Genomic DNA, 21,748 nt, shown 5'->3' with positions numbered 1-21,748 from the left:
TAAACTCCCTTCCCCAAACCGGTTAGCAGAACGTTATAAGCTTTACAATTAACCAATCTTTAACAAACCGACAGTTTTAGGCTCAGCAGTCACTTTACGCTAGCCAAGAGTTTTAAAGGCTTTAATGCGCTGAAGGTGGGGTGAAAGATCCTTAAACTTGTGGTTTTGTTTCTCGTCCCAAACAATTTCATAATAAGGATGTAGGTCACCCGCAGTTCGCTGGCTATCAAGCATTTCATCATGACGAGACAACACCACCAGGCAACGATCGCGATTTTTCTCGCGAAAGTCATTAATACACTTGCTGGCGATATCAACATACTCTTCTGGGCGATCGATTTTACCGCCCATATTGTCCTGCGGATACAGATTCGGGTTGAAAGCAACCTGTCGAATACCGCACAGGAAACCAATGCGCTCGGCCCAAAACCCGCCTAAACCAACACCACAAATCAGTGGTTTGACATCACCGCCCTGCTGAATAGCTTTATCCACTTCTTTCAGTAAATGCTGCATATCATGTCGAGGATGCAAGGTGCTGTAACTGATAAAACGCACATCTGGATCGATAAATTGCAGTTGCAGGACTTTCTCGTGATTACCGGGGCTATTGGAATCAAAACCATGTAAATAGACAATCATATTTATCCTCGCGACTTATACTTGTCATACGTCAAGCTGCATGTGCGTTGGCTACACTCAACTACTCGGCCCATCCGTGAGCCTCACCTCGTTGAGGCCGCTGCAACTCGAATTATTTAGAGTATATAACTTATTTCAATTGGCTCTTATGTGCATCCCAACGTGCGCTGAGTGCAGTTAATGCCTTATTCGCCTGTTGCCAGCGTGATGACCCCATCAATGATTGACGCTCAAACTGCCCAGAATGATACAAGCGCGCAACCTGATCCGCTTTGACCGGAGACAGGTTATCTAGCACGCTGATAGCACCCTGGCGGTTATTACACACCAAAATCATATCGCAACCGGCATCCAGCGAAGCCTGCCCGCGCTCGGCGTAACTGCCCATTATCGCAGCACCTTCCATCGATAAATCATCTGAGAAGATAATGCCATCAAAACCTAATTCCTGACGCAATATCTGCTGGAGCCAATACGCCGAGCCGCTGGCCGGGCGCGCATCAGCTTCAGTATAAATCACGTGAGCAGGCATGATGGCATCCAGCAGTCGCCGCTCGATCAACTCGCGAAATATAACCATATCATGAGTACGGATTTCTGCCAGTGGTCGATTATCATGTGGCGTCTCCTTATGGGAATCGGCGGTGACCGCACCATGACCGGGGAAATGCTTACCGGTGGTCTTCATCCCGGCACTATGCATTCCTCGGATAAAGCATTCCGCCATTGCCAGAGCCTGTTGTGGCTCGCTGTGGAAAGAGCGCTCACCAATAGCGGCGCTAACATGGCCGATATCCAGTACCGGCGCAAAACTGATATCGATATCCATCGCTATCATCTCTGCCGCCATCAGCCAACCGGCCTCTTGCGCCAGCTTAGCTGCCGTAGCTGCATCATTAATAGCGGCAAACGACTGGGCCGCAGGCAGGCGAGTAAAGCCATCACGAAAACGCTGCACCCGGCCCCCTTCCTGGTCAACGGCCACCACCAGACGCTCACGAGAGGCCGCCCTGATTTGACGAACTAGCTCACGCAACTGCTCCGCATCATGAAAGTTACGGCTGAACAAAATCAGACCGCCCACCAGTGGGTGTTTTAAAATCTCACGCTCTTCAGCATCCAGCTCATAGCTGGCGACGTCTAACATTACTGGTCCCACAACAACCTCACTTCATTCAATAAAATACCCCTCGGACGGGGCCGCCACAGGGGGTTGATTTGCCTGGCTGCTACGCCAATTTCTTTGGGTAACGCTACGAATTAAAACGATAAATTAAACCGCTGGCGCAGTGGCGACGCCCATTGTAAAAATGTCTCATCACCCGTTTGCTGCCAGCGCACCTCAAACCACATCAGCATCAGGTAATCAATCCACGGTAACCAGCGCTGTATCTGCTGTGATAAGCGTTTGATGTCAGGGTATCCCTGCTCACTCGCGCAGTAGTGCTGTAAAAAGGCATGTTGTTGTGGCAATAACCAGTTATTGCCGCGAAACAGCGCCGCAATATCCAATGCGATATCCCCATCGGCAGCATATTCCCAATCAATCAGTTTCAGCCCGGTTGGGGTCATTAACACATTGCCGGGATGGACATCCATATGCAACGGCGCCAACTTAATAGGCTGCGGTAGCGGGCGGCGCAGAAAGTCATGTTGGCGGCGCAACCAGGCAGGTGAGCGGCGCGTTGAGTCAATCAATTGCCCATAGCGGGTTAACTGACGGCGCAAGTCGAAACGGTAGCCGCTGATGGGCAGATGATGCAGACGGGCCAATAACTGTGGCAACTGCCCATTATCTGATAATTCAATAAATTGCTCATTAGTGACAACGTCACCTTCAAGCCAATTAACCACTAACCAGTACTGATCGGCGGCAATAATGGCCGGTGAGAAATGCTGATTGGCCACGTGTCGTAACAGTTTTCGTTCCCGCCGCCGGTTCACCCCCAACTGACGCTTGGCTAGTGATTGTTGACGTGCCAACCAGTCAATATTGGGTGCTGTAATACGCCAGCTTTCACCGGTTAGCCCCGCGACCGGACTAAAGTGATAATCGGCGATTTTCATCGCCGGATTTATGCTGTCAATGAATGCATACAGAGAGGGATCAGCGCTGAACCGGGCCATTACCTGACCAAATAATTTCGCCTGATTGCGCCTGCATCAATTGCATTTCAATGGTTGGCGACTTCACATCACCACTCACATCGCTGTACAGCACATATTGAGCGCCGACATAGCGGGCCAAACCAATCGCTTTGCTGCGCGACCCCAGGCTATCTTCTTCCGAAAGCCCCAGCGTTTGCTTAGCAACGGCTAATTGTTGCGGCGAGATCAAGACAAACTTTTTATTCGACGCTAGCACTTGATGTAATGCGGCGGTGGCTTTCGCCGTTTGCAATGCACCATTGGTGTTGTTTTTAACGCTATCCAATAGCAGAATGCTGCCATTCGCCACTTCGTTGTTATTCACCATTTTCGCCACCAACGGCTCGACACTGATAGCCCAATCGATAGATTGCACTTTCGGTGGCTGCGGCACGGTGTCTACCGGCGGAGGTGTCTCAACGACAGGGGGGGTTACCGGTTCAATGGTGACGGGCGGTGTCGTTGGTGCAACAGGCGTCCGGGACGGACAACCGGTCAGCACTAGCGCTGCTAAAACCACAAATAAATACCTTTTCATTGCCCTACTCCAATGGTGAAAATCAATCGGTTATAAAAATAAATGAAGGCGTGCACTGCGCGCATTAAAATTATTATTAACTGACTGAATAGTGACATCGTCCCCTGGTGCTATCATCATAAAACGCGGCGCTTCCAGCGGCGGCACATCTAAGCCCTGGGTATCATACCAATAAAAACGGTAGTTGATTCTTACCGGCTTATTCTGGCTATTCGTGATAACTGAACGCGCAACATTATTGCCAGAAGAGAGTGATACTGTGGGTTGAGAAGCCAAAATACCTGCCGTCAGAACCGACGAATCCATTACCACGGTTTGCTGTTTATTTACTGCAATCCCTTTCGGGTTGCTGCACCCCAATAATGTCGCGATACACGCCGACACCATCACCGGTAATAAAAACGCCTTAACACGGCGCATAGGCTTACCTCATTTAGACTCAATCATTATGCCGCTATTGATGCAGCATCATTATTTATGTGACAACAATGAACCCAGATAGCGACCACCAACCAGGTGCATATGAATATGATAGACCACTTGCCCGGCATGTTGGTTACAGTTGATGATCAGGCGATAACCCTCTTCGGCAATGCCTTCTTGTTGTGCAAGTTTAGCTGCCACGGTAATCATACGACCCAGTGTGGCTTCATGTTCTGCGGTGACATCATTCACAGTTGGAATAAGAATGTTGGGAATGATTAAGATATGGGTGGGTGCCTGTGGGGCAATATCACGAAACGCCGTCACCAACTCATCCTGGTAGACCACGTCGGCAGGAATTTCACGGCGGATAATTTTGCTAAAAATCGTTTCTTCGGCCATTACGCATTTCCTTTATCATTATAAAACGGAGAATGCGTAGTATGAGCGACAAATTCTATTGATTTCAACCTCAATAATCAGCCTCTGGCATAAGCCGCCGCTTTTTCAAACAAAGCGGGCTCTGGGCGAATCCCCGTATACAGCACAAATTGCTCAACCGCCTGAATAGCAAATACTTCTGCGCCAGTAATAACGGTTTTCTGCTGTGCTTTGGCGTAACGGATAAGTGGGGTGACTGCCGGCAGTGCCACCACATCAAAAATGATATCCGCACTATCTATTTCACCCTGAGTAAATGCCAAAGCATCAGCATCCTTCCCCCCCGACATCCCCACCGGCGTAGCATTAATCAACACATTAGCCCGAACATCCTGCATATCAGGGCGATAAATATAACCTGATTGATCCGCTAACTGCTTACCTGTCACTTCATTTGTCGCAATGATATAACCCTGCTTAAAACCTGCATTTTTTAATGCAAAAGCCACTGCTTTTGCCATGCCACCACTGCCACGTAAAGCAAAAACCTGCTTTGATGACACCTGATATGTCGCAAGCAACATGGCGATGGCGATATAGTCGGTGTTGTACGCCTTAAGGTAGCCTGCGGTATTGACCAGAGTATTTACTGAGTTAATGGCTTTAGCTGATGGGTCCATCTCATCCACCAGCGGAATCACCGTCTCTTTAAAGGGCATTGAGATGGCACAACCACGAAATCCCAGCGCCCGCACACCACCGATGGCGGCAACAAGATCAGTGGTGGTAAAAGCCTTATACAGATAATCGAGGTCTAAGGCATCGTACAAAAAGTTGTGAAAACGGGTACCAAAGTTACTGGGCCTGGCCGCCAGAGAAATACACACTTGGGTGTCTTTATTTAAATACCGGGTCATCTTCTCACCTTAAATAGTCATTACGCCCTGCCCGTACAAGCTTTTCATACCGAAGGACGGTGGGCGATAAGCCCTTGCTGTACTAAAAATTATCGGCTAAAAAGGTGATATTAAAAACTGCTGAGATTCATTCAATAGAGATCCTCTTTTATGGTCAGTCGACGTCTTGAGCAACAATATTTACGCTTATTGGGCGTGGTTGGAGTGCAACAGGTTACGATTACACTGCAAGAATTAGCCGACAAGCTTAGCTGCACTAAGCGCCATATGCGGACATTGCTGGTTAAAATGCAACAGGCTGGCTGGTTAATATGGCAGTCAGAAGCTGGCCGTGGTCGCCGTTCACATTTACAACTATTGCGGAACACTCATCAACTATTGATTGAAAAAGCGGAACAGTTATTGGATTCAGGCGATTTCAACGAGGCCATTGCGCTACTGGGAGAAGATAAGCAGCTTATTACCCCGTTGCTCCGAACCAAGTTGGGGTACCGGATACGTGATGACTATCAAGCCTTGCGAATTCCCTACTACCGCGCCATGGCTAACCTTTATCCTGGAACCCCACTGCGCCGATCTGAATTACATTTAGTTCGGCAGATCTTTAATGGCCTGACGCGGATAAATGAGGAAAACGGCTAAGTTGCCACCGATTTAGCCCATCAATGGCGCATGTTGGACCCATTACACTGGCGCTTTCACTTACGCCCTGGCGTACAGTTTCATGATGGTCGCGAGCTTTCCAGCCATGATGTGGTCAACTCATTGATGCGTTGTACTGACTTGCCGCTATTTTCACATATTCAATACGTCAGCGCATATGGGCCACTGAGTGTCATTATCGAACTGAATCAACCCGACCCGCATCTTGCGCTATTGCTGACTCACCACGCAGCACTGATTTTGCCGAGCGACCACGCCTCACGACCCGATTTTGCGTCTCATCCGGTAGGCACCGGCCCTTATCGGGTCGCCGAAAATGATGATTGGCATTTGCAGATAAAATCCTTTGACCACTATTTTGGTTTTCGTGGCCTGCTGGATGAAGTTGAAGTCCTTATCTTCCCTGATCTGGCCCGTCAGCATACGCAAACGCCAACTGTACTCGCTGAGCAACTGAGTATTGATCATATTCAGAGTGCAACGTGGCTAAGCTCCAGTATCAGTGATATTGATTATGTCGCTGGATTCGCTGCCAGCCTGACGGGTAAACCTTCAGATTCAACCCAAGAGATGTTTTTGGAACGGGGTGGATATTTTCTGTTATGTGACAGCCGCTCACCCCATTGGCACCACATAGAGCAACGCCGTTGGCTGCGAGAGGTACTCAATCCATATAACGTTACCCAACGGTTGATTGAGCCAATTCGCCCGTTCTGGGTACCCGCCAGCAGTGTTTTACCGACATGGTTCCACTCGATGCATTCAGGAGATAAAAGTTCTCCTTTCGCCGCGACGACAATGGCTGATGACAGCCCGGTGTTAACCTTGGCCTATCATGCCCAACACCCAGAATATACGATGCTGGTTACGGAAATGTCGCATATTTTGGCGGCACAGGGGATTAGGCTAGTGGTATCAGAGCTTGATTACACCACCTGGGCCAAGGGCGATGCCGATGTTGATTTGTGGCTGGGGACGGTGAATTTTGCAGTTCCAGAAGAGTGGAATATCGGGGCATGGTTACTGGGTATGCCGCTATTGCGCCAATCTATTGTAGGTGGTGATGAGATGCGTTTGCAGACATACCTGCACAACTGGCGTAACCAGTCCCTCAGTACCGAGCAATTAGTCAGAGAGGTTATAGCTGACGGCTGGTTACAGCCATTATTCCATCACTGGATGCGCCTGAAAGCCCCACCGCAGGCTCAGGGCGCACATCTGAATAACCTTGGTTGGTTTGATTTCCAGACGACATGGTTAGAACCACAGTAACGTTTTTCCAACAAAAAAAGGGAGGCTTTCGCCTCCCCTTTGCACTCCCCAAACCTGAATTAATGGTTACGAATATACTCGTCCATATCTGTTTTCAGGTTATCTGATTTAGTCCCGAAGATAGCCTGAACACCAGACCCTGCCACCACTACACCCGCAGCACCCAGTCGCTTCAGACCAGGTTGGTCAACCTTGGAGACATCCGCCACGCTGACACGCAGACGGGTAATACAAGCATCCAGGTTAGTGATGTTCTCTTTACCACCAAACGCATTTACCAGTGCCGCTGACATTTCTGTGCCGCCCTGGACAGTTTGCTCAGTGGTTGTCTCTTCACGACCCGGTGTTTTCAGGTCCAGTTTGGTAATCAGCACACGGAAGATGGTGTAGTACACCAGACCGTAGCAAATACCCACCAGAGGGAACAGCCAGATACGGCTACTGTTACCACTGAGAACAATGAAGTCAATCAAACCATGGGAGAAGCTGGTACCGTCACGCATTCCAAGCAGAATACAGATTGGGAACGCCAGACCAGCCAAAATTGCATGGATAACATACAAAATTGGTGCCACGAACATGAAGGAGAATTCAATTGGTTCGGTGATACCCGTCAGGAATGAGGTCAGTGCTGCGGAGATCATGATCCCGCCCACTTTAGCGCGGTTTTCCGGCTTGGCTGAATGCCAAATCGCAATCGCAGCGGCTGGCAGACCGTACATTTTGAACAGGAAGCCACCAGACAGTTTACCGGCAGTTGGGTCACCCGCCATGTAACGTGGAATGTCACCGTGGAACACCTGACCTGCTGCGTTGGTGTATTCACCAATTTGCATTTGGAATGGTACGTTCCAGATATGGTGCAGACCGAATGGTACCAGCGCACGTTCAACTACGCCGTAGATACCAAAAGCAACGACTGAGTTCTGGTAAGCCGCCCATTGGGAGAAGGTCTGGATCGCAGTACCGATAGGTGGCCATACGAAGGACAGGATCACACCAACGAAAATAGCGGTGAAACCAGAAATAATCGGAACAAAGCGTTTGCCCGCAAAGAAACCGAGATATTCAGGTAACTGAATACGGTAGAAGCGGTTGAACATGTAGGCGGCTATAGCACCTGCAATAATCCCGCCCAGTACCCCAGTATCGGCTAAATGTTTGGCCGCAATTTCTTCTGCTGGCAGATGCAAGACCAGAGGCGCTACCACAGCCATGGTTTTCACCATGATGCCGTAAGCAACAACTGCCGCCAACGCGGATACACCGTCGTTATTGGTAAAGCCGAGTGCAACGCCAATAGCAAAGATTAATGCCATGTTAGCAAAGACGGAACCGCCCGCTTCTGCCATTACGTGAGAGACTACTGTTGGTAGCCAGCTAAAATTCGCGGAACCGACACCCAGCAGAATACCTGCGATGGGTAAGACGGATACCGGTAGCATTAGCGATTTACCTACCTTTTGCAGGTTTGCAAATGCGTTCTTAAACATAGTTGAGTGTGCTCCTGAGTAATAGTGCTTTTCTGCTGTTTCTCGCGTTTATTGGCATTACAAAGGGGGGAGTAAGCCTTTGCGAATAAGGGTGTCTAAAGCACCCTTTTAATTTTTACGAAGAGTAAAATAAATAGCCTGCTTAATGTTTGATGGCAGTCACGTTTCTTTCAAGAAAGCGCTTAATTTGCATCAAATCGCGCATTTTTTGTAAAAAAACGTCAACAAGACCTGCCCTCACCCAATAAATCGGGTGAGAACATTACTCGTTCCGGGGATTAATTACGAGCTTAAAAAAAAGTATTATGAAGGAGGCTAACTATTTTCACTGGCGAGCCGGGAAGGGTCCAGATGAAATAACCGGCAGAAGTTGTCAGTCGTCGCCTGCGCCAGTGATTCAAGACTCACGCCTTTCAGCACTGCCATATACTCTGCAACATCACGGACATAGGCTGGTTGATTCTCTTTGCCACGGTGGGGAACCGGGGCCAGATAAGGTGAATCGGTTTCTACTAATATCCGATCCAGCGGAACATAACGGGCCACATCACGCAGTTGTTCCGCATTACGAAAAGTGAGAATCCCCGAGAATGAGATATAAAAACCGAGGTCTAATAGCGTTGCTGCCGTGGCTTTGTCTTCTGTAAAGCAATGTAAAACACCACCACACTCCTGCGCCTGCTCTTCCTGCAAAATTGCGAGTGTATCTTCACGCGCATCGCGGGTATGCACAATCACCGGTTTGTTTAATTCGCGACCAATACGAATATGTTCACGGAAAGAGGCTTGTTGCAGCGGGATATTATCTTGCTGATAAAAATAATCCAGCCCGGTCTCGCCCATCGCCACCACATTATCTGCCGCAGCCAGGCTTCTGAGTTGCTGGAAATCATAGCCACCATCGAGATTCAACGGATGAACACCACATGAAAATGCCACATTTTGGCGTTCGCCAATAAGGGATGTCATGGCAGAAAAGCCCGGTAACGTAGTGGCTACCGCCAGGACGAAACCGACATCTCGCGCATTTGCTTTGGCTAATACATCATCGACGCTGCTGTGCAACGTCTGGTAATCAAGGCTATCAAGATGGCAGTGTGAATCTACTAACAACATAATATTAAACTCTTCCATACTTTTCATAATTGAAGCCGCAGGGGCGCTCGCTATATTCGTTACTCGGCCCATCCTTCGGCCAGCCGCTGCAACGCCAATTACGTTGAGTGTACAATCAAGGTGAGGTGGAATAGGTGCCGGTGGATAACGCGGTTTCCCAGTTAAGTAACAACTCAGTGAGTAACAATTCACGGTTGACACCGACGACAGATAGTAATTGATGACGGCATTTTGCCAGTTGTTGCGTTGACTGAAGCAACACCAGTGTGGTGGCTACGCGTGCCAACTGTTGTACCAGCGACAATTGATCCTGATTAACAGCAAACTCGCCAGCACCTTGTTGCCATTTCAAAGCATCCAGCAGCAGCGAAGAGAGCCATTGGAGGCGTTCAGCTGCATCATCATGGTTCAACTGCACTAACAATGACAGTAGGTCCGAACTGTTCAATGCACTACTCAGCGCGCTACACAGCGCAGTTCGTAGAGTCCAGCGCTCCGGTTGCAACAACCGCTCGGCTGCCAAGGGTGCGCCCTCACTCAATTTAAGCGCGGCCAGCGCCGTCAACGGTTCTGCTTGAGTCTGGCGTTGCAGCCATTGCAAACTGAGTGCGGTATCTGGGCAGGCTAAATACCAGTAAAAACAGCGGCTACGCAGCGTAGCTAACAAACTGGCGGGTTGATGGCAGTCCAGCAGGAAATAGGTTTTCTCCGGTGGCTCTTCCAAGGTTTTCAATAAGGCATTTGCCGCCGCATCGGTCAACAGTTCGGCGTGTGGCAACCACACCACCTTAGCCCCACCTTGTTGTGCATGGGAATAGAGCTTATCTATCTGCTGACGCACCAATTCGACCCCAATACTGCTTTTACCTTTTTCCGGTGCCAGTACATACCAGTCCGGGTGGTTACCCGCCAGCATTAAACGGCAGCTATGGCATTCACCACAACTTTTCTCACCTTGCCGCTGCTGGCACATCAGCCAGCGACTGAGGCCATAAATCAACGCCTCTTCGCCATTACCGGGCAAGGAGTGGAGTAATAACGCGTGGTGCCCGCGCCCGGCAGTATGCTGCCCTATCAACTGGCGATAAGGGGCCGTAAGCCACGGATACCATTTCATTATGCGGTTTCCCGGCTGGCCAGCCATTGAGTCAGTACCCGGCTGATTGATGTGCTCACTTGCTCAAGAGATTGGGAGGCATCGATGGTTTTTATGCTGCTATCAGCGGCGGCCAGTTCGAGATAGCGTGCCCGCGTGCGTTCAAAAAAGGCCAGCGACTCTTGTTCAATACGATCCAACTCGCCACGGGCACGAGCGCGTGCTAAACCGACCACAGGCGGCAGATCAAGATACAGCGTTAGATCAGGGCGGAATTCACCCAATACGGTATCACGCAGTGACGTCATCAGTTGGCTATCAATGCCACGCCCTCCTCCCTGATACGCCTGAGATGAGAGATCATGGCGATCACCCACCACCCAACTGCCTCGAGCCAGCGCCGGTTTAATTACATTCTCAACTAATTGTACTCGCGCGGCATACAGCATCAGCACTTCGGCTTTATCTGTCAGGACTTCACCATCAATACCTTGTTTAATCAAATCACGCAGTTTTTCTGCCAATGGTGTCCCACCCGGCTCTCGGGTAAAAACAATATCGTTAATCCCTTGGGCGCGCAGCGTGGCAACCACGGTGTCTCTGGCGGTGGTTTTCCCTGCCCCTTCCAGCCCTTCAATAACGATAAATTTACTGTTCATTTTTATCCTTAAGCGATTGACGATAGACCCGTACCGCTTGGTTATGACTGGCTAAATTGGTGGTAAATGTATGCCCGCCCTTACCATCTGCCACAAAGTAGAGATAGGCGGTTTTGGCCGGATGCGCGGCAGCCGTCAGTGATGCCAGCCCCGGCATGGCTATTGGGGTGGGCGGCAAACCAGAAATCACATAGGTATTATAAGGTGTTGGTGTATCTAAGTCTTTACGACTAATGTTGCCATTATACTTGTCACCCATACCATAAATGACTGTAGGGTCAGTTTGCAGGCGCATACCAATCCGCAGACGGTTAATAAACACCGATGCGACTTTAGTGCGTTCTTCATTTACTGCGGTTTCTTTTTCGATGATAGATGCCATGGTGACCAGCTCACCCGGTGTCTTATAGGGTAAAGATTCCTCTCGCCCTTGCCAAATTTCATCAACCGTCTTTTCCATCTTCGCATGGGCACGTTTGAGTAAGGCCAGATCAGTCGTCCCGGCGGTATAGGAGTAGGTATCAGGATAGAGCCAACCCTCAGGGTGATCACTGTCTTTTAACCCCAGTAACACCGCAATCTCACTATCACTTTTGCCGGCCAAAACATGTTTTACGTATTTCGACTGCTGCAACTCATCCAGCCAGTCACGTAGCCGCTTGCCCTCAATAAAGCGCACGGTAAATTGTGCTTCTTTACCACTGGCGAGTAATTCCAGCATGCCGCGCACCGTCATGCCAGGGGTAAAACGGTAAGTCCCCGCCTTAAATTTTGCCAACTCAGGCTCTATACGTAACAGCCAGGGGAACAAACGGGTGTTTTTAATCACGTGGTCACGTTGCAGTAAATTCTCCAATGCGACCCGCCCCGTACCGGCGGGGAGTTTAAAGATGGTTTCTTGCTGGATAGCCAGCGGCTGGTCCGCAAAGTGTTGTATTTTCTGATAACCCAACAGCACTAATCCCAAACAGATAGCGGCAAAAAGGATTACAACTCGGGTGCTTTTTATTTTCATCGGGTGGCCATCTTCAAATTAAAGGTAGTCATCTACGCTATACATTAAAACCAACATGCTGCTGAGACCATCAGTTATGCATCGCAACAATACTGATTCAGGAAATCAAACAACTGACGCGAGTGATAAAGCCATTTATCGGCGCGGTTCACAGACAGTAGCGGCATCAGCGCGTTGCACACGATAATTTCATCCGCATCAGCCAGTGCCTCCAGTGGCTGCGCCACAATCGCTACCTGCTGCCCATGCCCGGCCAGACAGGTAATAATCATCTGGCGCATGATGCCATCAACACCCGACTGGCTTAAGTCCGGGGTAAATATTGCGCCACCTTTACGCCAGAATAAATTAGCCGCACAGCATTCCACCAGCAGGCCCGCAGTGTCAAGCACCAGTGCCTCATCAGCCTCTGTCTGCTCAAGATGCGCACGAATCAACACTTGTTCAAGGCGATTCAGGTGCTTAACACCCGCCAGCAATGGGCTGCGAGCTAATGTCACCGGGCTTAATGCCAATGAAATACCCCGCTCACGCCAACTATGATAATGCGCCGGATAATCACTAAGCGAAATAATGCGCGTAGGGTGCTGACAAGCAGTACCGCTGTAGCCGCGCCCACCGCTACCCCGGCTAATAATCACTTTCAGTACCCCATCTTCAGTATGGTTTGCCGCCTCGACCATTTCCTTAGTCAAGGCATTCCAGTTTACTGTCGGCATCAACAAGCGTTCGGTTGCCTGTTGCAGGCGCAGTATATGTTTATCAAGCCACACTACCCGACCATGAGATACCCTTGCCGTCGTAAAGCAGCCATCACCAAACTGCACTGAGCGGTCTGACGCTGAAATCAAATTTTGCTCTATACCATTAATCCAGAACATTCAGACTCTCTTTAAATGGGAGGGGTATTGTTTGCCATACATTCAGTTGCTAAATATACCTTGCCAGTAAATATATACTGTACATAAATAAAAATTGTACATGGCGACAGTAGCAGATTTAGTCAATGGCTGTTTTCAGATTTATCTCTTATTAAGACAGTGATTATGGCGGGATGTTATCTCTTTCTTACTTGGCACTGTGGCGCGACGTTAGCGGTGACAGCACTCACGTTGAGCCATTAAGTGATGCGGGGTTAACCTAATAAAAGACCCGGAAAACCGGGCCTTTTTAGCAGCAGAAGCTTAACAGCAGAAGTTAGACCTTGCGGAAAACTAAAGAACCGTTAGTGCCACCGAAGCCGAAGGAGTTACACAAGGTGTACTCCATATCTTTTACCTGACGGGCTTCATGCGGAACAAAATCCAAATCACAACCTTCATCCGGGTTATCCAGATTAATGGTTGGCGGAATAGCTTGATCACGCAACGCCAGCACAGTGAAGATAGACTCAACCGCACCGGCTGCACCTAACAAGTGCCCAGTCATGGATTTGGTGGAACTGACCATCACTTTGCGGGCATCTTCACCAAATACAGACTTAACTGCCTGCGTTTCGGCTTTGTCGCCAGCAGGAGTCGATGTGCCATGGGCATTGATATAGCCGATTTGAGATGGGGTCACACCCGCATCACGTAATGCATTCACCATTGCCAGCGCTGCTCCTGAACCGTCTTCCGGTGGAGAGGTCATGTGATAGGCATCGCTGCTCATCCCAAACCCAACAACTTCAGCATAGATTTTTGCACCACGTTTCTTCGCGTGCTCGTACTCTTCCAGCACCATCATGCCTGCGCCGTCACCCAGAACGAAACCATCACGGTCTTTATCCCACGGGCGGCTTGCGGCTTGCGGATTATCGTTACGAGTAGACAATGCACGAGCGGCACCAAAACCACCGACACCCAGTGGAGTACTGGCTTTTTCAGCGCCACCTGCCAGCATGACATCCGCATCATTGTAAGCAATGATACGTGCCGCTTGACCGATGTTATGCACACCAGAAGTACAGGCAGTCGCGATAGAAATACTTGGCCCACGCATACCACACATAATGGTCAGATGGCCGGCAATCATGTTAACAATGGTTGATGGCACGAAGAACGGGCTAATTTTACGTGGCCCACCATTCACCAGCGCGGTGTGGTTCTCTTCAATCAGACCCAACCCACCAATACCAGAACCAATAGCGGCACCGATACGAGGAGCATTGGCTTCGGTTATTTCAAGCCCTGAGTCTTGCATGGCTTGCATGCCAGCAACAATGCCGTACTGTATGAATGCATCCATTTTGCGTGCATCTTTACGCGAAATGAACTCTTCACAATTAAAATCTTTTACTAAGCCAGCAAATTTCGTTGCATAGGCACTAGTATCGAAATGGTCGATCAGGCTGATGCCACTCTGCCCGGCAAGAACAGCGTTCCATGTGGATTCTACTGTATTACCGACAGGAGACAACATGCCCAGTCCAGTCACAACAACTCGACGCTTAGACACGGTTGTCCTCCAAGGAGGGAAAATAACACTTAGGACAAAAAAAACTTAGGCGGTCGAGTGACCGCCTAACTATCTAAACTTAAAGCATGTTCGCTTACTGCTGGTTAGCGTTGATAAAATCAATAGCTGCCTGAACAGTAGTGATTTTCTCTGCTTCTTCGTCTGGAATCTCAGTATCAAATTCTTCTTCCAGAGCCATTACCAGCTCAACGGTGTCCAGAGAATCCGCGCCAAGATCTTCAACGAAAGAAGCACTGTTCTTCACTTCGTCTTCTTTAACACCCAGTTGTTCAACGATGATTTTCTTAACGCGTTCTTCGATAGTGCTCATACTCTTAAATTTCCTATCAAAACTCGCTTTCGCGATGGTTTTCGTAGTGTATAAAATGTTGAAAAAGATGCAACTAAATCTCGGCTGGTCAAACCACGATTTTACGCTATTTTGCGGTTTTCACCTCAAATAATGCAAATACTTTCGTGATTTTTAAATCATATACATGCCGCCATTGACATGTAACGTTTCACCAGAGATGTAGCTGGCCTCGTCAGAGGCTAAAAATGCAACAGCGCTGGCGATTTCTTTAGCTTGCCCAAGCCGGTTAGCTGGTACTTGGGCTAAAATGCCTGCGCGTTGTTCATCTGTCAACGCCGTCGTCATGTCCGTCTCAATAAAGCCAGGTGCCACAACGTTGACAGTAATGCCACGTGAAGCAACCTCACGCGCCAAAGACTTGCTAAAACCGATCAGACCCGCTTTAGCTGCCGCGTAGTTAACCTGCCCCGCATTGCCCATTGTCCCAACCACAGACCCGATGGTTATGATACGCCCAAACCGCTTTTTCATCATAGCGCGCATTACCGCTTTTGACAGGCGGAATACAGAAGTCAGATCGGTGTCAATAATATCTTGCCACTCTTCATCCTTCATACGCATCAGCAGGTTATCACGCGTAATACCTGCATTATTCACTAAAATATCAACTTCGCCAAATTCCGCACGAATCGCTGTCAAAACAGCATCGATTGACGCGGGTTCCACGACGTTCAACATATAGCCTTTGCCATTGCTACCCAGATAGGCACTAATCGCTTCTGCACCCTTCTCACTGGTCGCAGTGCCAATAACCCGGGCACCACGTTCGACCAATAATTCTGCAATCGCACGGCCAATCCCACGGCTCGCGCCGGTTACCAGCGCAATTTTTCCTTCGAAGCTCATGTTATCCTCTTTCTTAGTTTTCAAGCGCGCTGGTCAATGTAGCAACATCGTTTACCGGTGCTGCGGTTAAAGTATCCACGATACGCTTGGTCAAGCCAGTCAAGACTTTACCTGGCCCAACTTCTAACAGCAGCTCAATACCTTCTGCTGCCATAAATTCAACACTCTCAGTCCAACGTACCGGGTTGTAGAGTTGGCGCACCAGCGCACTACGGATAGCGTCTGGTGAAACTTCCGTTTTCACATCAACATTATTGACAACCGGGAACAATGGCGCCTGGAATTCAATGTTTTCCAGTGCTTCGGCTAACTTATCAGCCGCCGGCTTCATTAACGCACAATGAGATGGCACACTGACCGGTAAAGGCAAGGCGCGCTTGGCTCCGGCCGCTTTACAAGCAACCCCTGCGCGTTCTACTGCTTCTTTGTTGCCGGCAATCACGACCTGGCCTGGCGAGTTAAAATTGACAGGCGAAACAACCTGACCTTGTGCTGATTCTTCACAGGCTTTAGCAATGGATTCATTATCCAGACCTATGATGGCGTACATTGCGCCGGTGCCTGCTGGTACCGCTTCTTGCATCAGTTTGCCGCGCAATTCAACCAGAGTGATCGCCTGTTTGAAATCAATCACACCCGCGCAAACCAGCGCTGAGTATTCACCCAAGCTATGACCTGCCATCATTGTCGGCAGCTTGCCGCCTTGATGTTGCCAGACACGCCAAATTGCAACAGATGCCGCCAGCAATGCCGGTTGTGTCTGCCACGTTTTATTCAATTCGTCTGCCGGGCCTTGCTGCACTAGCTGCCAAAGGGAGTAACCCAGTACCGACGACGCTTCACTGAAAGTCGCTTCAACTATCGGAAATTGTGCCGCCAAATCGGCCAGCATGCCAAGGGATTGAGAACCCTGGCCTGGAAATACCATTGCAAATTTCGACATTCTGCTTTCCTGTTAAATCAAAAAAGGTACTGTTAAATCAAAAGCGAACCAGCGCAGAGCCCCAGGTAAAGCCACCGCCAAACGCTTCCAGCAGCACTAACTGCCCACGTTGAATACGCCCATCTCGCACCGCTTCATCCAGCGCCGCAGGGACAGATGCCGCAGAGGTGTTGCCATGACGATCAAGAGTTATCACCACTCTATCCATCCCCATGCCTAACTTCTTCGCCGTTGCGGTAATAATACGCAGGTTAGCCTGATGCGGCACTAACCAATCCAGCGCACTGCGCTCCAGATTGTTGGCCTGCAATGTCTCATCCACAATGTGGGCAAGCTCAGTCACCGCGACTTTAAATACTTCATTACCGGCCATGGTGACATAGGCTGGTTGCTCTTGTTTTTGGCGATCTTGGTACGGCAGTGCCAGCAACTGACCATAGCTGCCGTCGGCATGCAAATGGGTTGACAGTATGCCAGGCTGTTCAGATGCGCCTAATACCACAGCACCTGCACCATCACCAAACAGAATAATCGTACCGCGGTCTTCTGGGTCCAGTGCGCGCGATAACATATCGGAGCCAATCACGATGGCATGCTTAACCGCACCACTTTTCACATATTGGTCAGCCACACTCAGCGCATAGGTAAAGCCCGCACAGGCTGCTGCCAAATCGAAAGAGGCTGCATCTTTAATACCCAGCATTTGCTGTACCTGACAGGCCGAGCTTGGGAAAGCATGGCTTGAAGAGGTGGTAGCAACAATAATCAGCCCAATCTGGTCCTTACTAACGCCAGACATCTCCAGTGCTTTTTCAGCCGCATGGAAACCCATGGTTGCGACTGTTTCATCCAGGCCGGCAATACGCCGCTCACGAATACCTGTACGGGTGACAATCCACTCGTCCGAAGTATCCACCATTTTTTCTAAATCAGCATTGCTGCGCACTTGTACGGGCAGATAACTCCCCGTACCGAGAATCTTAGTATACATGTACGATCAGTCACTCTTGGGTAATACCGCTTCAAGGCGCGCGGCTATCCGTTGAGGGACTTGCCGCTGCACCGCCTGCACCGCCTGTTCGATTGCGACTGCGAATGCACGTTGATTCGCCGCGCCATGACTCTTGATTACAATGCCCCGCAATCCTAACAGACATGCACCATTATACTGGTCGGGGTTCAAATGACCGAACCGTTTTGCCACACGTTTTTGCAGCCAGCGCCCAATGAGTTTAAGCCACCAGGACTGTTTACTGCCTTCGCCCGATGATTTGAGCAGTGACAAGAACATTCTTATCACACCTTCCATGGTCTTTAGAGTGACGTTACCCACGAAGCCGTCACAAACCATCACATCGGTCTTACCCGTAAGCAAATCATTGCCTTCCAGATAACCAATATAGTTGATCGCCGGTGTATTTCTTAATACTGCGGCGGCTTCGCGGATATTATCTAACCCCTTGGTTTCTTCTTCGCCGATATTGAGCAAAGCAACACGCGGGTTGGTAATACCGACAACTTCTTCTGCCATCACCGAACCCATGACAGCAAACTGCACCAACATTGTACTATCACATTCAACGTTAGCCCCTAAATCCAGCACCACCGTCTTGCTGCGTTGCTGGTTTGGGATGACAGTCATTAACGCCGGGCGCTCTATTCCATCTAATGGCTTAATCATCATCTTCGCCAGCCCCATCAAGGCTCCTGTATTCCCTGCACTCACACAGGCTGCCGCGTCCCCGTTTTTGACCAACTCCAGCGCTATGCGCATCGAGGTACCACGACTGGCACGAATAGCTTGTGAGGGTTTAGCATCGCTGGCAATAACATGCTCAGCAGGGATGACCTGTAACCTCACCAGCAACAAAGGATCGGCATTAACAAGTAACGGAGTGATGGTGTCGGGATTCCCGACCAGCAGGAGTTTAAGCCGTGGATTAGAGGCCAGTGCCTGCAATGAAGCAGGCACTGTGACGTGGGGACCGAAATCCCCACCCATTGCATCTAACGCTAGGGTTAGACAAGTCAAGGTATCGCCTTGCTAAAGATTAGCAAGTACTACTCAGCCGATAACCTTGCGGCCACGGTAGAAACCGTCGGCTGTGATGTGGTGACGCAGGTGAGTTTCACCGGAAGTTTTGTCCACAGACAGAGTGGCAGTGGTCAGCGCATCGTGTGAACGGCGCATGCCACGTTTGGAACGAGTTGGTTTGTTCTGTTGTACGGCCATTGACCTTACTCCTTAATTACTTTCTTTAAACTGGCTAATACGGCAAATGGATTCGGTTTCTCCACCTCTTCAGGCAGTTTACCAAATACCATGTCCGCCTCGGACACTTCACAGTGTTCAGAATCATGTACCGGAACGACAGGCAGTGAAAGAATAATTTCGTCTTCAATCATAGCCAGCAGATCAACTTCGCCAAATTCGTCGACTTCGATCGGCTCGTACGCTTCCGGTAATGCTTCAGCCTGCTCATCATTGACGACCGGGCTAAAACAATACGTTGTATGAACATGTTGTGCAAACGTGTTACTACAGCGCTGACACATCAATGTTACATCGACGTCCGCGTGACCTGTAATAACCGCCAGGCGCTGATTATCGATATTAAACGATAATGAGGCCACGACATCGCTGTCCACACTTACCACTGAATCGGCTACACGTGTAACCTGCTCAGGAGAATAGATACCTGCGTAATCTAAACGTTTCTGAGCGGTACGAACCGCATCAATGGTCAGGGGTAATTTTACCTTTTGCATAGGGCGCGCATATTAACTTTGTAACGACATAGAGTCAAAGAAAAAGGCCTTTTTACTGCACCTTTCACCAATATTCGCTTCCGAAGCGGCAGACAGTTTAAAATGCCTGATTAAATTACGCTACGGTTTATGGAAAATATTATGCTGCAACTGGTTCTTGCTTCAACCTCATCATATCGTCGGACTTTGCTGGAAAAGCTGCAATTACCTTTTGTTACTGCGGCACCACAGACCGATGAAAGCCCACAGGCAGGTGAAGAAGCCAGCGCGCTAGTGCAGCGGTTGGCGAGTGCAAAAGCACAGGCACTGGCACTGGCGGGGAGTTTTCCACAACATCTGATAATCGGCTCTGATCAGGTCTGTGTCATTGACGGATTAATCGTCGGGAAACCCCACAATTATGCAAACGCAATGAAGCAATTGCAGCAGGCCAGTGGACAATGTGTCACTTTTTATACCGGTCTGGCCCTATTGAATACAGCAACCAACAGCATTAACTGCCTGTGCGAAACTTTTGACGTTTATTTCCGAACGCTAAGTGAAGCAGAAATAGACGGTTATTTGACGCGAGAGCAACCATGGGATTGTGCCGGCAGTTTTAAAAGTGAGGGATTGGGTATTACCCTATTTGATAGATTATCAGGCCGCGACCCAAATACACTTATCGGTCTGCCGTTAATCGCCCTCACCGAGATGCTGATTGAGCAAGGAGTAAATCCGCTCCTGTAAATACTGCATAACAAAACAGGGCGCAATTGATACTTGCACCCTGTTACTTCAATTATTTATTACGGCAATTTATTTTTCTGCTGCTTTCTTTCGTAATATCAACAAACAGTGGCGTAACTGATTATCCAGTGGCGCTTCAATGCGCATGGTTTCACCGCTATTGGGATGCTCAAAACGTAATGCCGCAGCATGCAAGAATAAACGATGCAGCCCGGTTCCTTGCAATTGTTGATCAAATTCACGGTCGCCATAGCGATCATCAAAAGCAATTGGGTGACCCGCATGGAGCGCATGTACGCGGATCTGGTGAGTACGACCAGTAATCGGGCTGGCCTTGACCAAGGTTGCATGCTCAAAGCGCTCTTCAACTTTAAAACGCGTTTCTGACGGTTTGCCCTCGCTGCTGACTTTCACCACTCGCTCGCCACTTTGTATAATATTCTTCAACAAAGGTGCCTGCACCGCTTTACAGTGAGATTGCCATTGACCACGAACCAATGCCAAATAGTCTTTCTGCATCCCTTTTAACCGCAGTTGCTCATGCAAAGAACGCAGCGCAGAGCGTTTTTTCGCTACCAATAAGACACCGGAGGTATCACGGTCAAGGCGATGAACCAATTCAAGGAAGCGGGCTTCGGGGCGCAATGCACGCAAGGCTTCAATAACACCAAAACTCAAACCACTGCCACCATGAACCGCCGTGCCAGAAGGCTTGTTCAACACCAACAGATAGTCATCTTCAAATAAAATACAGTCGGCCAACGCCGCAACTTTATCAAGTTTGGCAGAGACCTGAACCTCTTCGCGCTCAGCGACGCGCACTGGCGGTATCCGGACCACATCCCCGTCAACCAGTTTATATTCTGGCTTAATGCGCCCTTTATTAACGCGAACCTCACCTTTGCGCACGATGCGGTAGATCATACTCTTTGGCACACCTTTCAATTTAGTGAGCAAAAAGTTATCGATCCGCTGACCAGCTTCGTCGGCAGAAATGGTGATTAATTGTACTACTGGATTATTCGTTTTCATGGTGCGCGATTCTAAATACACCGAGGAATTAGCGCCACCCCTTTTTCTGTGCTTAACTGTCAGTCTGGCTATTTAAAGATAACGTTTGCGCGCATTTATTGTTTAATAAGACAACGATAGCCGCCAACGCTGTGAAAACAGTAAAAGAATCTTTACGTAGACAGGTAAAGTCATCTTGCTATATCAGTGTCAGCAATGGAATAATGTCACTAATTCTGCGTTGATTCTCGTTAGACCAAGAGACTTGTGGAATA

At 49.2% G+C, this 21,748-nt stretch carries 23 protein-coding genes and 1 pseudogene; 2 read left to right on the top strand and 22 right to left on the bottom strand.

Annotated features, from left to right (window positions below):
• Positions 1 to 99: 99 nt before the first annotated feature.
• The 7 genes from ycfP to V2A84_RS05685 form a co-directional block, all read right to left on the bottom strand.
• Positions 100 to 642 (bottom strand): alpha/beta hydrolase YcfP, encoded by a 543-nt coding sequence (gene ycfP, locus V2A84_RS05715; RefSeq protein WP_083158536.1) that lies wholly within the window; start codon positions 640 to 642, stop codon positions 100 to 102.
• 130 nt (positions 643 to 772) lie between these two features.
• A complete protein-coding gene (gene nagZ, locus V2A84_RS05710; RefSeq protein ID WP_193784640.1) occupies positions 773 to 1,789 on the bottom strand; it encodes a beta-N-acetylhexosaminidase in 1,017 nt (338 codons plus the stop codon).
• A 113-nt stretch (positions 1,790 to 1,902) separates the two neighbouring features.
• Positions 1,903 to 2,709 (bottom strand): thiamine kinase, encoded by an 807-nt coding sequence (gene thiK / locus V2A84_RS05705; protein WP_102970553.1) that lies wholly within the window; start codon positions 2,707 to 2,709, stop codon positions 1,903 to 1,905.
• Between the two features lie 40 nt (positions 2,710 to 2,749).
• Positions 2,750 to 3,328: a penicillin-binding protein activator LpoB gene (lpoB, locus tag V2A84_RS05700; RefSeq protein ID WP_083158533.1), complete on the bottom strand. Its 579-nt coding sequence runs from the start codon at positions 3,326 to 3,328 to the stop codon at positions 2,750 to 2,752.
• Positions 3,329 to 3,358: 30 nt separating this feature from the next.
• Positions 3,359 to 3,748: a YcfL family protein gene (locus V2A84_RS05695; RefSeq protein ID WP_083158532.1), complete on the bottom strand. Its 390-nt coding sequence runs from the start codon at positions 3,746 to 3,748 to the stop codon at positions 3,359 to 3,361.
• A 51-nt stretch (positions 3,749 to 3,799) separates the two neighbouring features.
• Positions 3,800 to 4,153, bottom strand: a complete 354-nt coding sequence (gene hinT / locus V2A84_RS05690) for a purine nucleoside phosphoramidase (RefSeq protein WP_083158531.1) — start codon at positions 4,151 to 4,153, stop codon at positions 3,800 to 3,802.
• A 77-nt stretch (positions 4,154 to 4,230) separates the two neighbouring features.
• Positions 4,231 to 5,049 carry a shikimate 5-dehydrogenase gene (locus tag V2A84_RS05685; protein WP_083158530.1) on the bottom strand — a complete coding sequence of 273 codons (819 nt, stop codon included), beginning with the start codon at positions 5,047 to 5,049 and terminating at the stop codon, positions 4,231 to 4,233.
• A 150-nt stretch (positions 5,050 to 5,199) separates the two neighbouring features.
• On the opposite strand from V2A84_RS05685, the pseudogene V2A84_RS05680 reads away from it, so the two are divergent.
• Positions 5,200 to 6,984: pseudogene (locus V2A84_RS05680) on the top strand (SgrR family transcriptional regulator).
• A 59-nt stretch (positions 6,985 to 7,043) separates the two neighbouring features.
• On the opposite strand, the gene ptsG reads toward V2A84_RS05680, so the two are convergent.
• The 14 genes from ptsG to yceD all read right to left on the bottom strand — a co-directional run bounded on the left by ptsG (position 7,044) and on the right by yceD (position 19,733).
• Positions 7,044 to 8,477 (bottom strand): PTS glucose transporter subunit IIBC, encoded by a 1,434-nt coding sequence (gene ptsG / locus V2A84_RS05675; RefSeq protein WP_083158528.1) that lies wholly within the window; start codon positions 8,475 to 8,477, stop codon positions 7,044 to 7,046.
• Between the two features lie 315 nt (positions 8,478 to 8,792).
• Entirely contained in the window at positions 8,793 to 9,593 is an 801-nt protein-coding gene (locus V2A84_RS05670) for a metal-dependent hydrolase (protein WP_083163574.1), read from the bottom strand.
• 115 nt (positions 9,594 to 9,708) lie between these two features.
• Positions 9,709 to 10,710 (bottom strand): DNA polymerase III subunit delta', encoded by a 1,002-nt coding sequence (holB, locus tag V2A84_RS05665; protein ID WP_442848649.1) that lies wholly within the window; start codon positions 10,708 to 10,710, stop codon positions 9,709 to 9,711.
• Positions 10,710 to 11,348, bottom strand: a complete 639-nt coding sequence (gene tmk / locus V2A84_RS05660) for a dTMP kinase (protein ID WP_083158526.1) — start codon at positions 11,346 to 11,348, stop codon at positions 10,710 to 10,712. The genes holB and tmk overlap by 1 nt, the downstream gene beginning before the upstream one ends.
• Positions 11,338 to 12,363, bottom strand: a complete 1,026-nt coding sequence (gene mltG, locus V2A84_RS05655) for an endolytic transglycosylase MltG (protein WP_083158525.1) — start codon at positions 12,361 to 12,363, stop codon at positions 11,338 to 11,340. Before mltG ends, tmk begins: the two co-directional genes overlap by 11 nt.
• A gap of 74 nt (positions 12,364 to 12,437) precedes the next feature.
• Positions 12,438 to 13,244 (bottom strand): aminodeoxychorismate lyase, encoded by an 807-nt coding sequence (gene pabC, locus V2A84_RS05650; RefSeq protein WP_372569287.1) that lies wholly within the window; start codon positions 13,242 to 13,244, stop codon positions 12,438 to 12,440.
• 316 nt (positions 13,245 to 13,560) lie between these two features.
• The gene (fabF, locus tag V2A84_RS05645) at positions 13,561 to 14,802 is read right to left on the bottom strand and encodes a beta-ketoacyl-ACP synthase II (protein ID WP_083158523.1); all 1,242 of its coding nucleotides are present in this window, start codon (positions 14,800 to 14,802) and stop codon (positions 13,561 to 13,563) included.
• Positions 14,803 to 14,896: 94 nt separating this feature from the next.
• Positions 14,897 to 15,133: an acyl carrier protein gene (gene acpP / locus V2A84_RS05640; protein WP_002220787.1), complete on the bottom strand. Its 237-nt coding sequence runs from the start codon at positions 15,131 to 15,133 to the stop codon at positions 14,897 to 14,899.
• 153 nt (positions 15,134 to 15,286) lie between these two features.
• Entirely contained in the window at positions 15,287 to 16,021 is a 735-nt protein-coding gene (gene fabG / locus V2A84_RS05635) for a 3-oxoacyl-ACP reductase FabG (protein WP_083158522.1), read from the bottom strand.
• Between the two features lie 13 nt (positions 16,022 to 16,034).
• A complete protein-coding gene (fabD, locus tag V2A84_RS05630) occupies positions 16,035 to 16,964 on the bottom strand; it encodes an ACP S-malonyltransferase (RefSeq protein ID WP_083158521.1) in 930 nt (309 codons plus the stop codon).
• A 37-nt stretch (positions 16,965 to 17,001) separates the two neighbouring features.
• Entirely contained in the window at positions 17,002 to 17,955 is a 954-nt protein-coding gene (locus V2A84_RS05625; protein ID WP_083158520.1) for a beta-ketoacyl-ACP synthase III, read from the bottom strand.
• A 6-nt stretch (positions 17,956 to 17,961) separates the two neighbouring features.
• Positions 17,962 to 18,996, bottom strand: coding sequence for a phosphate acyltransferase PlsX (gene plsX, locus V2A84_RS05620; RefSeq protein WP_083158519.1), 1,035 nt, complete (start codon positions 18,994 to 18,996; stop codon positions 17,962 to 17,964).
• 33 nt (positions 18,997 to 19,029) lie between these two features.
• The gene (gene rpmF, locus V2A84_RS05615; protein ID WP_002210931.1) at positions 19,030 to 19,197 is read right to left on the bottom strand and encodes a 50S ribosomal protein L32; all 168 of its coding nucleotides are present in this window, start codon (positions 19,195 to 19,197) and stop codon (positions 19,030 to 19,032) included.
• Positions 19,198 to 19,202: 5 nt separating this feature from the next.
• On the bottom strand, positions 19,203 to 19,733 hold the full coding sequence (yceD, locus tag V2A84_RS05610; RefSeq protein ID WP_083158518.1) for a 23S rRNA accumulation protein YceD: 531 nt from the start codon (positions 19,731 to 19,733) through the stop codon (positions 19,203 to 19,205).
• A gap of 141 nt (positions 19,734 to 19,874) precedes the next feature.
• Here yceD and V2A84_RS05605 point away from each other — a divergent pair, with 141 nt between their 5' ends.
• Positions 19,875 to 20,462, top strand: coding sequence for a Maf family protein (locus V2A84_RS05605; protein WP_442848648.1), 588 nt, complete (start codon positions 19,875 to 19,877; stop codon positions 20,460 to 20,462).
• Positions 20,463 to 20,531: 69 nt separating this feature from the next.
• On the opposite strand, the gene rluC is transcribed toward V2A84_RS05605, so the two are convergent.
• Complete coding sequence (rluC, locus tag V2A84_RS05600) at positions 20,532 to 21,494, bottom strand: 23S rRNA pseudouridine(955/2504/2580) synthase RluC (RefSeq protein WP_083163572.1); 963 nt, start codon at positions 21,492 to 21,494, stop codon at positions 20,532 to 20,534.
• Between the last annotated feature and the right edge of the window lie 254 nt (positions 21,495 to 21,748).

The organism is Yersinia sp. 2553 StPb PI (assembly GCF_052217105.1).
GTDB classification, from domain to species: domain Bacteria; phylum Pseudomonadota; class Gammaproteobacteria; order Enterobacterales; family Enterobacteriaceae; genus Yersinia; species Yersinia enterocolitica_E.
Note: the sequence above shows the minus strand (reverse complement) of the source record. Positions and strands in the feature narration are given on the sequence as shown.

Bases quoted from the DNA above. Each gene is read 5' to 3' on its own strand.
- V2A84_RS05685 (WP_083158530.1), bottom strand. From the start codon at position 5,049: ATGACCCGGTATTTAAATAAAGACACCCAAGTGTGTATTTCTCTGGCG.
- acpP (WP_002220787.1), bottom strand. From the start codon at position 15,133: ATGAGCACTATCGAAGAACGCGTTAAGAAAATCATCGTTGAACAACTG.
- thiK (WP_102970553.1), bottom strand. From the start codon at position 2,709: ATGAAAATCGCCGATTATCACTTTAGTCCGGTCGCGGGGCTAACCGGT.
- V2A84_RS05695 (WP_083158532.1), bottom strand. From the start codon at position 3,748: ATGCGCCGTGTTAAGGCGTTTTTATTACCGGTGATGGTGTCGGCGTGT.
- V2A84_RS05670 (WP_083163574.1), bottom strand. From the start codon at position 9,593: ATGTTGTTAGTAGATTCACACTGCCATCTTGATAGCCTTGATTACCAG.
- fabD (WP_083158521.1), bottom strand. From the start codon at position 16,964: ATGTCGAAATTTGCAATGGTATTTCCAGGCCAGGGTTCTCAATCCCTT.
- rluC (WP_083163572.1), bottom strand. From the start codon at position 21,494: ATGAAAACGAATAATCCAGTAGTACAATTAATCACCATTTCTGCCGAC.
- holB (WP_442848649.1), bottom strand. From the start codon at position 10,710: ATGAAATGGTATCCGTGGCTTACGGCCCCTTATCGCCAGTTGATAGGG.
- yceD (WP_083158518.1), bottom strand. From the start codon at position 19,733: ATGCAAAAGGTAAAATTACCCCTGACCATTGATGCGGTTCGTACCGCT.
- mltG (WP_083158525.1), bottom strand. From the start codon at position 12,363: ATGAAAATAAAAAGCACCCGAGTTGTAATCCTTTTTGCCGCTATCTGT.
- fabG (WP_083158522.1), bottom strand. From the start codon at position 16,021: ATGAGCTTCGAAGGAAAAATTGCGCTGGTAACCGGCGCGAGCCGTGGG.
- tmk (WP_083158526.1), bottom strand. From the start codon at position 11,348: ATGAACAGTAAATTTATCGTTATTGAAGGGCTGGAAGGGGCAGGGAAA.
- ptsG (WP_083158528.1), bottom strand. From the start codon at position 8,477: ATGTTTAAGAACGCATTTGCAAACCTGCAAAAGGTAGGTAAATCGCTA.
- pabC (WP_372569287.1), bottom strand. From the start codon at position 13,244: ATGTTCTGGATTAATGGTATAGAGCAAAATTTGATTTCAGCGTCAGAC.
- hinT (WP_083158531.1), bottom strand. From the start codon at position 4,153: ATGGCCGAAGAAACGATTTTTAGCAAAATTATCCGCCGTGAAATTCCT.
- lpoB (WP_083158533.1), bottom strand. From the start codon at position 3,328: ATGAAAAGGTATTTATTTGTGGTTTTAGCAGCGCTAGTGCTGACCGGT.
- V2A84_RS05605 (WP_442848648.1), top strand. From the start codon at position 19,875: ATGCTGCAACTGGTTCTTGCTTCAACCTCATCATATCGTCGGACTTTG.
- rpmF (WP_002210931.1), bottom strand. From the start codon at position 19,197: ATGGCCGTACAACAGAACAAACCAACTCGTTCCAAACGTGGCATGCGC.
- nagZ (WP_193784640.1), bottom strand. From the start codon at position 1,789: ATGTTAGACGTCGCCAGCTATGAGCTGGATGCTGAAGAGCGTGAGATT.
- ycfP (WP_083158536.1), bottom strand. From the start codon at position 642: ATGATTGTCTATTTACATGGTTTTGATTCCAATAGCCCCGGTAATCAC.
- V2A84_RS05625 (WP_083158520.1), bottom strand. From the start codon at position 17,955: ATGTATACTAAGATTCTCGGTACGGGGAGTTATCTGCCCGTACAAGTG.